At 42.7% G+C, this 13176-nt stretch carries 15 protein-coding genes and 1 rRNA gene; 6 read left to right on the forward strand and 10 right to left on the reverse strand.

Annotated features, from left to right (window positions below):
• Nucleotides 1-121: 121 nt before the first annotated feature.
• Nucleotides 122-1660: ribosomal RNA gene (locus M1E93_RS17920) — 16S ribosomal RNA — on the reverse strand.
• A gap of 544 nt (nucleotides 1661-2204) precedes the next feature.
• On the opposite strand from M1E93_RS17920, the gene M1E93_RS17925 reads away from it, so the two are divergent.
• Nucleotides 2205-2750, forward strand: a complete 546-nt coding sequence (locus M1E93_RS17925) for a gamma carbonic anhydrase family protein (protein WP_014657276.1) — start codon at nucleotides 2205-2207, stop codon at nucleotides 2748-2750.
• Here M1E93_RS17925 and M1E93_RS17930 read toward each other — a convergent pair.
• The 5 genes from M1E93_RS17930 to dprA are packed head-to-tail and all read right to left on the reverse strand — an operon-like array spanning nucleotide 2726 to nucleotide 6027.
• A complete protein-coding gene (locus M1E93_RS17930) occupies nucleotides 2726-2986 on the reverse strand; it encodes a DUF1488 domain-containing protein (RefSeq protein WP_004926407.1) in 261 nt (86 codons plus the stop codon). The genes M1E93_RS17925 and M1E93_RS17930 overlap by 25 nt on opposite strands.
• Nucleotides 2983-3801 carry a shikimate dehydrogenase gene (aroE, locus tag M1E93_RS17935; protein ID WP_104873161.1) on the reverse strand — a complete coding sequence of 273 codons (819 nt, stop codon included), beginning with the start codon at nucleotides 3799-3801 and terminating at the stop codon, nucleotides 2983-2985. Before aroE ends, M1E93_RS17930 begins: the two co-directional genes overlap by 4 nt.
• A gap of 7 nt (nucleotides 3802-3808) precedes the next feature.
• Nucleotides 3809-4378, reverse strand: a complete 570-nt coding sequence (gene tsaC, locus M1E93_RS17940) for an L-threonylcarbamoyladenylate synthase type 1 TsaC (protein ID WP_426207043.1) — start codon at nucleotides 4376-4378, stop codon at nucleotides 3809-3811.
• Between the two features lie 12 nt (nucleotides 4379-4390).
• Nucleotides 4391-4930: a DNA topoisomerase family protein gene (locus M1E93_RS17945; protein WP_004926410.1), complete on the reverse strand. Its 540-nt coding sequence runs from the start codon at nucleotides 4928-4930 to the stop codon at nucleotides 4391-4393.
• Nucleotides 4931-4947: 17 nt separating this feature from the next.
• Entirely contained in the window at nucleotides 4948-6027 is a 1080-nt protein-coding gene (dprA, locus tag M1E93_RS17950) for a DNA-processing protein DprA (RefSeq protein WP_104873160.1), read from the reverse strand.
• Between the two features lie 132 nt (nucleotides 6028-6159).
• On the opposite strand from dprA, the gene def reads away from it, so the two are divergent.
• From def to mscL, 5 genes are all read left to right on the forward strand, one after another.
• A complete protein-coding gene (gene def / locus M1E93_RS17955; protein WP_004926414.1) occupies nucleotides 6160-6684 on the forward strand; it encodes a peptide deformylase in 525 nt (174 codons plus the stop codon).
• A 26-nt stretch (nucleotides 6685-6710) separates the two neighbouring features.
• Nucleotides 6711-7658, forward strand: a complete 948-nt coding sequence (gene fmt, locus M1E93_RS17960; RefSeq protein WP_004926415.1) for a methionyl-tRNA formyltransferase — start codon at nucleotides 6711-6713, stop codon at nucleotides 7656-7658.
• 71 nt (nucleotides 7659-7729) lie between these two features.
• Complete coding sequence (gene rsmB, locus M1E93_RS17965; protein WP_053110888.1) at nucleotides 7730-9016, forward strand: 16S rRNA (cytosine(967)-C(5))-methyltransferase RsmB; 1287 nt, start codon at nucleotides 7730-7732, stop codon at nucleotides 9014-9016.
• A gap of 33 nt (nucleotides 9017-9049) precedes the next feature.
• Nucleotides 9050-10426 carry a Trk system potassium transporter TrkA gene (trkA, locus tag M1E93_RS17970; protein ID WP_004926419.1) on the forward strand — a complete coding sequence of 459 codons (1377 nt, stop codon included), beginning with the start codon at nucleotides 9050-9052 and terminating at the stop codon, nucleotides 10424-10426.
• A gap of 108 nt (nucleotides 10427-10534) precedes the next feature.
• Nucleotides 10535-10945 carry a large-conductance mechanosensitive channel protein MscL gene (gene mscL / locus M1E93_RS17975; protein WP_004926421.1) on the forward strand — a complete coding sequence of 137 codons (411 nt, stop codon included), beginning with the start codon at nucleotides 10535-10537 and terminating at the stop codon, nucleotides 10943-10945.
• Nucleotides 10946-10947: 2 nt separating this feature from the next.
• Here the strand turns inward: mscL and M1E93_RS17980 are convergent, their stop codons facing one another.
• The 4 genes from M1E93_RS17980 to M1E93_RS17995 all read right to left on the reverse strand — a co-directional run bounded on the left by M1E93_RS17980 (nucleotide 10948) and on the right by M1E93_RS17995 (nucleotide 13151).
• The gene (locus tag M1E93_RS17980; RefSeq protein ID WP_004926423.1) at nucleotides 10948-11148 is read right to left on the reverse strand and encodes an alternative ribosome-rescue factor A; all 201 of its coding nucleotides are present in this window, start codon (nucleotides 11146-11148) and stop codon (nucleotides 10948-10950) included.
• A 42-nt stretch (nucleotides 11149-11190) separates the two neighbouring features.
• Nucleotides 11191-11607 (reverse strand): Zn(2+)-responsive transcriptional regulator, encoded by a 417-nt coding sequence (gene zntR / locus M1E93_RS17985; protein WP_014657272.1) that lies wholly within the window; start codon nucleotides 11605-11607, stop codon nucleotides 11191-11193.
• Nucleotides 11608-11737: 130 nt separating this feature from the next.
• On the reverse strand, nucleotides 11738-12124 hold the full coding sequence (gene rplQ, locus M1E93_RS17990; protein WP_014657271.1) for a 50S ribosomal protein L17: 387 nt from the start codon (nucleotides 12122-12124) through the stop codon (nucleotides 11738-11740).
• Between the two features lie 37 nt (nucleotides 12125-12161).
• The gene (locus M1E93_RS17995) at nucleotides 12162-13151 is read right to left on the reverse strand and encodes a DNA-directed RNA polymerase subunit alpha (RefSeq protein ID WP_004926425.1); all 990 of its coding nucleotides are present in this window, start codon (nucleotides 13149-13151) and stop codon (nucleotides 12162-12164) included.
• Nucleotides 13152-13176 lie beyond the last annotated feature (25 nt).

The following is a 13176-nucleotide window of genomic DNA, read 5'->3' on the forward strand; positions in this document are numbered from 1 at the left end:
AACACCGTTGTGGCCCATTTCATGTAAGCCCTATTCTTTTGAATAAGTCTCCCACGTATAGCCTATTGCTCTACTTTTCATCAGACAATCTGTGTGAACACTTCACAAAACACTTCAACGGTAAGGAGGTGATCCAACCGCAGGTTCCCCTACGGTTACCTTGTTACGACTTCACCCCAGTCATGGATCACAAAGTGGTAAGCGCCCTCCCGAAGGTTAAGCTACCTACTTCTTTTGCAACCCACTCCCATGGTGTGACGGGCGGTGTGTACAAGGCCCGGGAACGTATTCACCGTAGCATTCTGATCTACGATTACTAGCGATTCCGACTTCATGGAGTCGAGTTGCAGACTCCAATCCGGACTACGACGTACTTTATGAGTTCCGCTTGCTCTCGCGAGGTCGCTTCTCTTTGTATACGCCATTGTAGCACGTGTGTAGCCCTACTCGTAAGGGCCATGATGACTTGACGTCATCCCCACCTTCCTCCGGTTTATCACCGGCAGTCTCCTTTGAGTTCCCGACCGAATCGCTGGCAACAAAGGATAAGGGTTGCGCTCGTTGCGGGACTTAACCCAACATTTCACAACACGAGCTGACGACAGCCATGCAGCACCTGTCTCAGAGTTCCCGAAGGCACTTAAGCATCTCTGCTAAATTCTCTGGATGTCAAGAGTAGGTAAGGTTCTTCGCGTTGCATCGAATTAAACCACATGCTCCACCGCTTGTGCGGGCCCCCGTCAATTCATTTGAGTTTTAACCTTGCGGCCGTACTCCCCAGGCGGTCGATTTAACGCGTTAGCTCCGGAAGCCACTCCTCTAGGGAACAACCTCCAAATCGACATCGTTTACAGCGTGGACTACCAGGGTATCTAATCCTGTTTGCTCCCCACGCTTTCGCACCTGAGCGTCAGTCTTTGTCCAGGGGGCCGCCTTCGCCACCGGTATTCCTCCACATCTCTACGCATTTCACCGCTACACATGGAATTCTACCCCCCTCTACAAGACTCTAGCTAACCAGTCTTAGATGCCATTCCCAGGTTAAGCCCGGGGATTTCACATCTAACTTAATTAACCGCCTGCGTGCGCTTTACGCCCAGTAATTCCGATTAACGCTTGCACCCTCCGTATTACCGCGGCTGCTGGCACGGAGTTAGCCGGTGCTTCTTCTGTCGGTAACGTCAATCGTTGATGGTATTAACATCAACGCCTTCCTCCCGACTGAAAGTACTTTACAACCCTAGGGCCTTCTTCATACACGCGGCATGGCTGCATCAGGCTTGCGCCCATTGTGCAATATTCCCCACTGCTGCCTCCCGTAGGAGTCTGGGCCGTGTCTCAGTCCCAGTGTGGCTGATCATCCTCTCAGACCAGCTAGGGATCGTCGCCTAGGTAAGCCATTACCTTACCTACTAGCTAATCCCATATGGGTTCATCCGACAGCGCAAGGCCCGAAGGTCCCCTGCTTTGCTCCTAAGAGATTATGCGGTATTAGCCACCGTTTCCAGTAGTTATCCCCCTCTATCGGGCAGATCCCCATACATTACTCACCCGTCCGCCGCTCGTCAGCGGAAGCAAGCTTCCCCTGTTACCGCTCGACTTGCATGTGTTAGGCCTGCCGCCAGCGTTCAATCTGAGCCATGATCAAACTCTTCAATTAAAAGCGTTTGATGCTCAAAGAATTAAACTGACTACATTCTTTCATATATGAATTAACGTGTTAGTCACTCTTCAAGACTTTAAAATCAAATATTTTTTTGATAGTGTCCTGTGAGTGCCCACACAGATTGTCTGATAAATTGTTAAAGAGCGTTGCGACTTTATCTTTCGATATTAACCAGTTAGGTCGTTGTCGCGAGGTGATGTATACTACGTTTTTTCGTGAGAAAGTCAAGCGATTATTTTCAACTTTTTCTTTCTTTTTTCACCTCTCGTTGTCACCGGTTTCTTTTCTAACCTGACCACCGAAGCGGTTTGTCGTGACAACGGATGCGCATTATAGGGAGTCAGAAAATTCTAGCAACCCTTTTTTTGAAAAAAAGTACTGTTTGAAGATAAAATCATCACTATGTTTTTTTTTCTAGCATTGTGACTATAAAACAAACAACAAATACCCTCTTTTTTGAAGGATACTCTTCTTCATAATATGAATAGATATCGACTATTCTATTTAATACCACTAATTATCAACTATGGTCATCTTTATGAACAAACACTTAAGACCTTATCTCGATATTTATCCCACCACTGGCTCTAACGTTTTTATCGATCCTTCAGCTGTTGTGATCGGCGATGTTCGTTTAGCTGATGATGTCAGTATTTGGCCTTTATCCGTATTACGTGGTGATGTGAACTACATTGAAATTGGTGCTCGCACTAATATACAAGATGGTTCCGTCTTACACGTAACACACAAATCAAAACATAACCCAGAAGGCAACCCTTTAATTATTGGCGAAGATGTCACCGTCGGACATAAAGTGATGCTTCATGGTTGCACAATCGGGGATCGCGTATTAGTCGGTATGGGTTCTATTATTCTTGATGGAGCAATAATCGCTAGCGACGTAGTTATAGGCGCAAATAGCCTCGTCACCCAAGGCAAAAAACTGGAAAGTGGCTACCTTTATGTTGGTAGCCCAGCTAAAGCTGCCCGTAAACTAACGGAAGCTGAATTAGAACATCTACGTTATTCAGCGAATAACTACGTTCAATGGAAGAATGATTATTTATCTTCTGGTAAAGAATAAACACTATCATCTTCCTGAGGGCCTTGAGCTATCAAGGCCTCAAACTCTTCTTCTATATCCCAACGGTTATTTTGGAACAGCACTAATGGCTCAGCCCCTTCTCCATACCGCCGATAAAGCAACGAGTCTGATATTACACATTCAGCTAACATTCCACTAATTAATACCGGAAAATGGACTTTTCTTGTAGCAGCATTCCACTCTTCTCTATCTGGAAATTGAATAGCTTGATTCACTTTTTCAGTTCCTTTTGTAATACAAGAAGAACCGGCTCTATATCTGGAAGTACTCCATGCCATAATTTAAAAGCGAAAGCGGCTTGCCCAACTAACATACCTAAACCATCGGCAAGGCGATTTACCTGATGAGAACTCGCGAACGATAGAAATGGTGTTAAACCATGTTGATAAAACATGTCATAACATGCCACCCGCATAGAAAATACAGCGGGATCAATTGCGGGGATCTCGCCACTCACTCCAGATGAAGTCGCATTAATGATGAGATCGAAACAGGCTGTTTTGATCTGTTCGATCGGCTGTGCTTTTATTTTTCCAAAGCTAATAAATTGATTTACTAATGTTTCTGCTTTAGAAAAAGTCCTATTCGTTAGCGTAATTTCGCACCCAAATTCTAAGAGAGGTAATAAAGCCCCCCTCGTTGCACCACCAGCACCAATAATTAATACTTTGCTATTGCTATGAATAAAATTAAGCCGTTGAAGATCTAGCAAAAGGCCAGCACCATCCGTGTTATCACCTAATAACCGGTGACTATCCAGTTTCATCACGGTATTTACTGCACCGCACGATTGAGCTCTATCTGTTAGCTCAGATACCATTTGATATGCGTTTTCCTTAAAAGGTAGCGTAACATTCGCCCCCATCCCTCCCTGAGCAAAAAATGCAGACAATGACTGCTCAAAGCCATCTAGTGGTGCCAAAATACGTTCATATTCCAGCGCAATACCCGTCTGTTCAGCAAACATCTGGTGTATAATTGGCGATTTACTATGCGCTATCGGATGACCAAAAACGGCATATTTACCCATATAATAGTTATCCTTTACGATAAAGTTGCCCTGTTTTAGCATCCCGAATTTCTGATGGGTTTTGACGGCCCCCCACCATTCCATCAAGTACAGGGATACTTCCCTTAAACTGCTCTAGAACTTCATTGGTTGTCCTACATGGCTCCTGACCGCTTAAATTCGCACTTGTAGATACTAATGGCTTACCGTATTCGCGACAGAGCTCTTTTACTAACCCATGATCTGTTACTCTTACCGCCAAAGTATCGAAACGCCCAGTTAACCATTTCGGAGTGGATGATTTGGCTGGGATAACCCAAGTCACAGGCCCTGGCCAGCTTGCAAACATCGTTTGCTTTTGTTCATCAGTCAACTGACTATCGTCCACATAGTCTTTCAGCTGTTCATAATTGTCTGCGATAAGAATTAGCCCTTTCTCCCAAGGACGTTGTTTTAACTCAAGTAACTTATTAACCACTTGTTCACTATCAGGATCACAACCTAATCCAAATACGGCTTCAGTGGGATAAGCGATAACTTCCCCTTTGTTCAGGGAAACAATAATATTTTCAATTGCAGGTGTAGATTTATTTTGCATCTTTTTAACTCATTATTCTTTTTGTGGTTTACCACATCGTTTACTGGCACAAAATAATCTTACTCCTTGAGCACCCCTTTTTTCCATAAGTAATGGATAATGACAAAACTCACATTCACCCGAAACAGGCTTATGATTGAGAATAAATTGGCAAGACGGATAGCTATCACACGCATAAAATGTTTTTCCAAACCGAGACTTACGTTGTAATAGGTGACCTGTCTGGCACTGGGGGCAAGCAACTTTCGTTTCATCTGGCTTATCAATTAATTCAATATGCTCACACTCTGGGTAGTGACTACATCCAATAAACATACCAAATCGCCCTTGCTTCAAAACCAAATCATGACCGCATTGTGGACATGCTTGCCCTTCTAATACTTTTACTACATGGCTTTCTGCCGAAGGACGCATAGGTTTGAGATAATGACATTGAGGGTACGAAGAACAAGCAAAAAAAGGCCCATGTGCACCATTACGAATGACCAGTAAAGAACCGCATTCAGGACAATGTTCATTTTTCTCTGTTTCAAAAGGCAATTGCTTTGACATGATTTTCTCTTAGCCAACTAACTTAATTTTATATACCCACCAGTAACAGAAGCGATAGCACCGTCTATCTCAAGTTCCGTCAAAACAGCAATGACTTCTGTTATCGGCTGTTGTACACGCTCAGCAATCACATCTGCAGGTGTAGGGTGATACTCAACCATACTCAATATTTTATTCTCTGTCAGATTAAATTCAGCATTCAGCGTTTCTTCTTCTAATGGCTCGACTGGCAACCAATTTAACCCAACCTCTATATGGTGTTTGATATCTTCGAGTTCAACAAGTAGATATGCTCCTTGTTGTAATAGCCAATGGTTACCACTGTAAGCTGAATTACCAAGTGGTGCGGGTATCGTAAAAAGGTCTCTATTTTGCTCAATGGCATAACGAGCCGTTATCAATGAGCCACTTTTCAACCCTGCCTCTACCACGACTGTCGCTTTACTTAAGCCACTAATAATTCGATTTCGTCGAGGAAATTGCCTAGGTAGCGGAGGCGCATTTGGTAAAAACTCAGAGATTAGTACCCCCTCTTGTTTAATCTGCTCCGCCAGCGCAGTATGCTGCCTAGGATAAATATTTGCTAATCCACTCCCTAAAACGGCAACTGTTTTCCCATTTGCTGCGAGTGCCGCGCGATGACTTGCAGCATCGATACCAAATGCTAACCCGCTAGTAATTGTAAAACCATAGTCAGTAAATTTATTGGCAAACCGATCCGCCCATTTACGGCCATACTCACTCGCTTGCCGACTACCGACTATTGCGATTTGTGCTGTCGCCATCAGCTCACTTTGCCCTATTACAAACAAGACGAGTGGCGGATTAGATATATGCTTTAATAAGGAAGGGTACAAGGAATCACAAAAAGTAATCAGTTGATTTTCTTCCTTTTCTAGCCATTTAAGCGTTTGAGCTAATTTTACAGATGGCACGTGTAGAAACTGTAAACACTGCAGTTCACTTAACCCACACTCCTGTAAAACAGAAGAGCATACTTGTTCTAATATCCTTAGCTTATTAATAATTTTTAATGCCTTATGTGGTGATAGCCGGCTCACCTGAGACATTCTTAACCAAATTTCTTGCGCATCCATGGCGTCTTCCTGACTTTATTGTAAAGGTTCATCTGTGAACAAATCGTAACCAATACTGTCAATATGACTGATAAATGTCTAGAATAGGCATTAATTCCTATTCACTTTTTTGGACGCTGCTCGAAAAAATTTATGTCAGTATTAAATGTATTACATTACCCAGACGAACGCTTACGCACAATTGCTAAGCCAGTAGAAAAAGTTGATGCCGAAATTCAACAGATCGTCGATGATATGTTCGAAACGATGTATGAAGAAGAAGGTATCGGTCTTGCTGCAACTCAAGTCGATATTCATCAGCGGATCATTGTTATTGATGTCTCGGAAACGCGGGATCAACGACTTGTTCTTATTAACCCTGAATTATTAGACAAATCAGGTGAAACGGGTATTGAAGAAGGTTGTCTTTCTATTCCTGAACAACATGGTTTTGTCCCCAGAGCAGAGCATGTTAAGGTTCGTGCCCTTGACTATAATGGCGATAGTTTTGAACTTGAAGCCGATGGCTTACTCGCTATCTGTATTCAACATGAAATGGATCACCTTGTTGGTAAATTGTTTGTTGATTACTTATCACCATTAAAGCGCCAGCGTATCCGACAAAAGGTTGAAAAACTAGATAGAATGAGAGCTAAAGCAGCAAAAACAGCTAACTAGACAGATTTATACAGGGAAATATAACCGTGTCGGAATCATTAAAAATTATCTTTGCAGGTACACCTGATTTTGCGGCTGGGCACTTAGCCGCTTTACTTAAAACTAAACATCAGGTTGTCGGTGTTCTTACACCACCAGATAAGCCCGCGGGGAGGGGTAAAAAGCTGACGCCAAGCCCTGTCAAAGTATTAGCACAAGAACACCAAATTCCAGTTTTTCAGCCTACTACGCTGAAAAATGTAGATAATCATCAATGGATCAAAGATCACAACGCAGATTTGATGATTGTTGTTGCTTATGGGTTTATTTTACCAAAAGCCGTTTTAGATATTCCGCGTTTAGGTTGTCTGAATGTACACGGTTCTTTACTACCACGCTGGCGCGGTGCTGCACCTATTCAACGCTCAATTTGGGCTGGTGATGCTGAAACTGGCGTAACCATTATGCAAATGGATGAAGGGTTAGATACTGGGGATATGCTGTATAAAGCAAGTTGCCCAATTATGCCTGAAGATACTAGTGCAACACTTTATGAAAAACTGGCAGTGATTGGCCCAGAAGCATTGATCCATACGTTAGAACTGATATCCAATCAGCAATGTGTGCCTGAAAAACAAGATGACTCTTTGGCAAACTACGCTGAAAAGTTATCTAAAGAGGAAGCTCGTATTGATTGGCAACAATCCGCTGAACAAATAGAGCGCTGTATTAGGGCATTTAATCCTTGGCCAATGAGCTATTTTACAGTTCAAGAGCAGCTTATTAAGGTATGGCAGGCACAAGTCATTGCCGAAAACCATAATGAGCAACCAGGCACTATCCTCAGCGCTGATAAAAATGGCATATGCGTTGCAACAGGTAACGGAAAACTCAATATCACTCAGTTACAACCACCGGGTAAAAAGGCCATGGGAGCGCAAGATCTCCTCAACTCACGCCGAGAATGGTTCACTCCTGGACAGCAACTTAATTAGAAAGCCAATAAATTTGCCTGATAATATATTCAGGCAAATTTATTTCGTGACGAATAGACTCACCTTCACTTATGAAAAATACATATAACTTGCGTAGCATCGCAGCGGTAGCCATCGGTCAAGTCATTGATGGTGGCCAGTCTCTCAGTACGGTACTACCTGAATTACAAAAAAATATAAATGAAAAAGATAAGTCTCTATTACAAGAGATTTGCTTTGGTGTCCTACGCTATTTACCTAAACTGGAATGGTTTGTTGCTCAGCTTATGGAGAAACCACTAACAGGTAAACAGAGAACATTGCACTACTTGATTATGGTGGGGATTTATCAACTCCTCTATACACGTATTCCTCCTCATGCCGCTTTAGCGGAAACGGTCAATGGAGCAGTTGCACTAAAACGCCCTCAATTAAAAGGGCTTATCAATGGTGTGTTACGATCATTCCAACGGCAACAAACTCAACTCGAAGAGCGTAATACTAATAATAGTAGCCAATACCTTCATCCGAGCTGGCTTTTAAAGCGCCTTCAAAATGCTTACCCTGATAAGTGGCAAACGATTATTGATGCAAATAACCAGCGTCCTCCCATGTGGTTAAGGGTTAATTCCCAACATCACACTGCTGAACAGTATCAAAAATACCTAGAAGAAAATGAGATTGCATCTGAATTGCATCCACATCACCCCTGCGCGATAAAACTGTCAGAGCCAACTTCAGTTACAAGGCTTCCTGGCTTTGAAGAAGGTTGGGCAACTGTGCAAGATGTTTCTGCTCAAGGGTGTGCGGAACTGCTTGAACCACAAAATCATGAAACGATCCTTGATCTATGTGCAGCACCCGGTGGTAAAACAACTCATATACTGGAGCTTGCACCAAAAGCACATGTCGTTGCTGTTGATATTGATGAGCACCGCCTTAAACGTGTAAAAGAAAACTTGCAACGTTTGCAACAGCAAGCAGCGGTCATTCAAGGTGATGGTACAAAACCAGAAGAGTGGGCTAATGGGCAACTGTTTGATCGTATTCTTCTTGATGCCCCATGCTCAGCAACAGGCGTTATCCGCCGTCATCCTGATATAAAGTGGTTAAGGCGCGATTCTGACATTAATGAACTCACCGAACTTCAAGCTAAAATATTAGAATCAATTTGGCCTTACCTAAAAGTTGGCGGTACCCTTGTCTATGCGACCTGTTCAATTATGCCTGAAGAGAATAGCTTACAAATAAAAAACTTCTTGGCTAAGCACCCTGAAGCCTCTCTTAATGATGGCACAACAGCAGGCTTACAGATACTACCTAGTATAACTGGTGGTGATGGCTTCTTTTACGCGCGCTTGGTCAAACAAGAGAACTAATCCAATAAAACTTGTCTGAGATAGGAATATTCAATGAAAATCATTATTTTAGGTGCTGGACAAGTTGGCGGAACCCTCGCTGAGAATCTAGTGGATGAAAACAATGATATTACTGTCGTTGACACTAACGCTGATCGCTTGCGCCAATTGCAAGATCAATTTGATCTCCGAGTTGTAAACGGCCATGGGTCACATCCACGCGTACTACGTGATGCGGGGGCAGAAGATGCAGACATGTTGGTTGCCGTCACCAATTCTGATGAAACGAATATGATCGCGTGCCAAATCGCCTATAGCCTTTTTAATACACCAAATAAAATTGCACGTATTAGGGCGACTGAATATATCCGTGAAGCAGACAAGTTATTTTTGCCTGAACAAATCCCTATTGATTACCTGATTTCCCCAGAACAATTGGTTATTGATTATATCTATAAATTAATCCAATACCCTGGTGCACTCCAAGTCGTCAATTTTGCTGAAGGGAAAGTCAGTATTGTTGCGGTTAAAGCCTACTATGGTGGTTCATTAGTGGGTAATGCCCTTTCCAGTTTACGCGAGCACATGCCACATATTGATGCCAGAGTTGTTGCCATTTTTCGTCAAGATCGTCCGATTCGGCCTCAAGGTTCAACAATCATCGAAGCTGGTGATGAAGTCTTTTTCGTGGCTTCAACTCAACACATTCGAGCAGTGATGAGTGAATTGCAGCGCTTAGAAAAGCCATACAAACGCCTCATGATCGTGGGTGGGGGTAATGTCGGTGCTGGTTTAGCGAAAAGGCTAGAAAAAGATTACAGTGTAAAACTTATCGAGCGAAATCAACAAAGAGCAACTGAACTCGCTGAATTGCTGCATGACACAATTGTATTTTATGGCGATGCTTCCGACCAAGAGTTACTTACAGAAGAGCATATTGAACAGATGGACGTCTTTATTGCTCTAACAAATGATGATGAAGCAAACATAATGTCAGCCATGTTAGCGAAAAAAATGGGGGCCAAAAAAGCTATGGTGCTCATTCAAAGAACTGCTTATGTTGAATTAGTTCAAGGTGGTGTTATTGACATTGCAGTGTCACCGCAACAGGCGACGATTTCAGCATTATTAAGTCATGTTAGGAAAGCCGATATTGTCAGTGTTTCTTCATTAAGACGAGGTGTTGCTGAAGCAATTGAAGCAATTGCTCATGGCGATGAAAATACCTCTAAAGTTGTTGGTAAAAAGATTTCAGATATAAAACTCCCGCCAGGAACCATTATTGGTGCTTTAGTTAGAGAAGATGAAGTCATTATTGCCAGTGATTATCATATAATCGAACAAGGAGACCATGTCATTATGTTCATTACCGATAAGAAATATGTTCCTGATGTTGAGAAATTATTCCAACCAAGCCCCTTCTTTCTATAATTATCAAAATAAAACGACAATCTTATTTGCAGCTTAATTAAAGTAGATACTATAATTTGTTAACTAAATATTTATTTTGTCACAAATAGTTTTCAATTAGGGGGTAGAATGAGTTTTTTAAAAGAGTTTCGCGAATTTGCGATGAAGGGCAATGTTGTCGATATGGCTGTCGGTATCATTATTGGTGCTGCATTCGGTAAAATTGTTTCTTCATTAGTCGCCGATGTCATTATGCCGCCATTGGGTCTATTAATTGGTGGAGTTGACTTTAAACAATTTAGCGTCGTACTAAGAGCCGCCGAAGGGGATATTCCTGCTGTAGTGCTTAATTATGGTATGTTTATACAGACTGTATTTGACTTTGTTATCGTCGCATTTGCTATTTTTATGGCAATTAAAGTAATGAACAAAGTTCGTCGTGAAAAAGAAGCAGAGCCTGAAGCACCACCGGCGCCAAGTAAAGAAGAAGTGTTATTATCAGAAATTCGTGATTTATTAAAAGAACAAAATAAAAAGTGATACTAGAAAACCAGTGGTAATAAGTTAAAAAACTGATTACCACTGGCCTCCCAGTTATTACCTTTACCATGTTTTGCTTTACGGTTATAACTTCCTTTCCCTTTCTTGTTTTTCTCTACTCTTTGTCTAAATAGCGGATCATGTAACAATGCTTCGATCGCATTATCTTTAATTTGACCACGTTTATGTTGATATCGACTCATGATATACCTTCTTTTAAAAATGAATTTAAAGTAAATTTTCGATTAATAAACTTTCGATGCGCCTTTCTCAAGTATTTCCATTATCGAGCAATATGTCGACGCATGCTCTTCACCACAACAAGCTGAGCTGAGCATTTTCAGTGAATCACGCATAATAATAAGTTCTTGTATCTTTTTTTCAACTTCAAACAAGCGTAAATCAACAATTTGCTTCGATTCTTGGCATGTATGATGCTCAGGATCAACACGTATTGATAATAACTCAGTGATAGCTTCTAAGGTGAAGCCGAGTTGCTTAGCATAACGGATAAACCGAAGCCGTTGCAAATCCTGCTCAGTATACAACCTATAGCCACCTTCTGTCCTCAGTTTATGCCCCATCAAACCTTGTTTTTCATAAAAACGAATCGTGTCTGGTGTGACATCGGCGAGACGCGCAATTTGCCCAATTTTATACATAGTCATGGGAACTCCACTCTAAATAGGGTCAAAATAGAATAAATCAAGTCAATGAAGCTTAGAGAAAGGATAGAATAGCAGGTACAAAAAAACCGGGCAAATATACCCGGTTTTTTTGATAGCAGACAGATTACTCTGCTGCTGCTTCTTGAGACTCAACAGCACGGTCAACAAGCTCGATGTAAGCCATCGGAGCATTGTCACCAGTACGGAAGCCACACTTAAGAATACGAGTGTAACCGCCCGCACGAGCTGCAAAGCGAGGTCCCAATTCATTAAACAATTTTGCCACGATCTCGTTATCACGAGTACGGGCGAATGCCAGACGACGATTAGCTACGCTGTCGGTCTTGGCAAGAGTAATCAGCGGCTCAACGACGCGACGCAGTTCTTTCGCTTTAGGCAGAGTCGTCTTGATGATTTCATGACGAACTAAAGAACCTGCCATGTTACGGAACATAGCTTGGCGGTGGCTGCTGTTGCGGTTCAATTGACGACCACTCTTACGATGGCGCATGACCTTATCCTTCTCAGTAAAACCTTAACCTGTGATCTTAATCATCAGCAATACTTGCTGGTGGCCAATTTTCTAAGCGCATGCCCAGAGAAAGACCACGAGATGCCAAGACGTCCTTAATTTCAGTAAGAGATTTCTTACCAAGGTTAGGCGTTTTAAGCAACTCAACTTCTGTACGCTGAACCAGATCACCGATGTAGTGGATAGCTTCTGCTTTAAGGCAGTTAGCAGAGCGGACAGTCAATTCCAGATCGTCAACTGGGCGCAATAAGATAGGATCGAACTCTGGTTTCTCTTCTTTAACTTCAGGCTGACGAACATCACGTAAGTCAACAAAAGCTTCAAGTTGTTCAGCCAGAATAGTCGCTGCACGGCGAATCGCCTCTTCAGGATCGATTGTACCGTTTGTTTCCATTTCGATAACTAACTTATCCAAGTCAGTACGTTGTTCAACACGAGCTGCTTCAACATTGTAGGCAATACGCTCTACAGGGCTATAGCAAGCATCGACTAACAGACGACCGATTGGGCGCTCATCTTCTTCCGAATGTACTCGGGCAGAAGCCGGCACATAACCACGACCACGCTGAACTTTAATTCGCATGTTAATAGATGCGCTTTCGTCAGTCAGGTGGCAGATAACGTGCTGCGGCTTGACGATTTCGACATCGCCATCATGGACGATGTCGGCTGCAGTCACAGGGCCAATGCCAGATTTATTCAAGGTTAAAATAACTTCATCTTTACCCTGAACTTTTACCGCCAGCCCTTTCAGGTTGAGGAGAATCTCCAGGATATCTTCCTGTACACCTTCTTTGGTGCTGTACTCATGCAGTACACCATCAATCTCAACCTCTGTCACCGCACAACCCGGCATAGACGAAAGCAGAATACGGCGCAGTGCGTTACCAAGAGTATGACCGAAGCCACGCTCTAAAGGCTCAAGGGTCACCTTGGCGTGCGTCGAACTCACTTGCTCGATATCTACCAGGCGCGGTTTTAGAAACTCTGTCACAGAACCCTGCATTGTGTCCTCTCTTTGGTGCTAAGCT

The sequence above is a fragment of the Providencia sp. PROV272 genome (assembly GCF_049901975.1).
Lineage (GTDB): Bacteria > Pseudomonadota > Gammaproteobacteria > Enterobacterales > Enterobacteriaceae > Providencia > Providencia stuartii.

Bases quoted from the DNA above. Each gene is read 5' to 3' on its own strand.
- rsmB (WP_053110888.1), top strand. From the start codon at position 7,730: ATGAAAAATACATATAACTTGCGTAGCATCGCAGCGGTAGCCATCGGT.
- M1E93_RS17980 (WP_004926423.1), bottom strand. From the start codon at position 11,148: ATGAGTCGATATCAACATAAACGTGGTCAAATTAAAGATAATGCGATC.
- mscL (WP_004926421.1), top strand. From the start codon at position 10,535: ATGAGTTTTTTAAAAGAGTTTCGCGAATTTGCGATGAAGGGCAATGTT.
- M1E93_RS17925 (WP_014657276.1), top strand. From the start codon at position 2,205: ATGAACAAACACTTAAGACCTTATCTCGATATTTATCCCACCACTGGC.
- def (WP_004926414.1), top strand. From the start codon at position 6,160: ATGTCAGTATTAAATGTATTACATTACCCAGACGAACGCTTACGCACA.
- M1E93_RS17945 (WP_004926410.1), bottom strand. From the start codon at position 4,930: ATGTCAAAGCAATTGCCTTTTGAAACAGAGAAAAATGAACATTGTCCT.
- zntR (WP_014657272.1), bottom strand. From the start codon at position 11,607: ATGTATAAAATTGGGCAAATTGCGCGTCTCGCCGATGTCACACCAGAC.
- trkA (WP_004926419.1), top strand. From the start codon at position 9,050: ATGAAAATCATTATTTTAGGTGCTGGACAAGTTGGCGGAACCCTCGCT.
- rplQ (WP_014657271.1), bottom strand. From the start codon at position 12,124: ATGCGCCATCGTAAGAGTGGTCGTCAATTGAACCGCAACAGCAGCCAC.
- tsaC (WP_426207043.1), bottom strand. From the start codon at position 4,378: ATGCAAAATAAATCTACACCTGCAATTGAAAATATTATTGTTTCCCTG.
- aroE (WP_104873161.1), bottom strand. From the start codon at position 3,801: ATGGGTAAATATGCCGTTTTTGGTCATCCGATAGCGCATAGTAAATCG.
- M1E93_RS17995 (WP_004926425.1), bottom strand. From the start codon at position 13,151: ATGCAGGGTTCTGTGACAGAGTTTCTAAAACCGCGCCTGGTAGATATC.
- dprA (WP_104873160.1), bottom strand. From the start codon at position 6,027: ATGGATGCGCAAGAAATTTGGTTAAGAATGTCTCAGGTGAGCCGGCTA.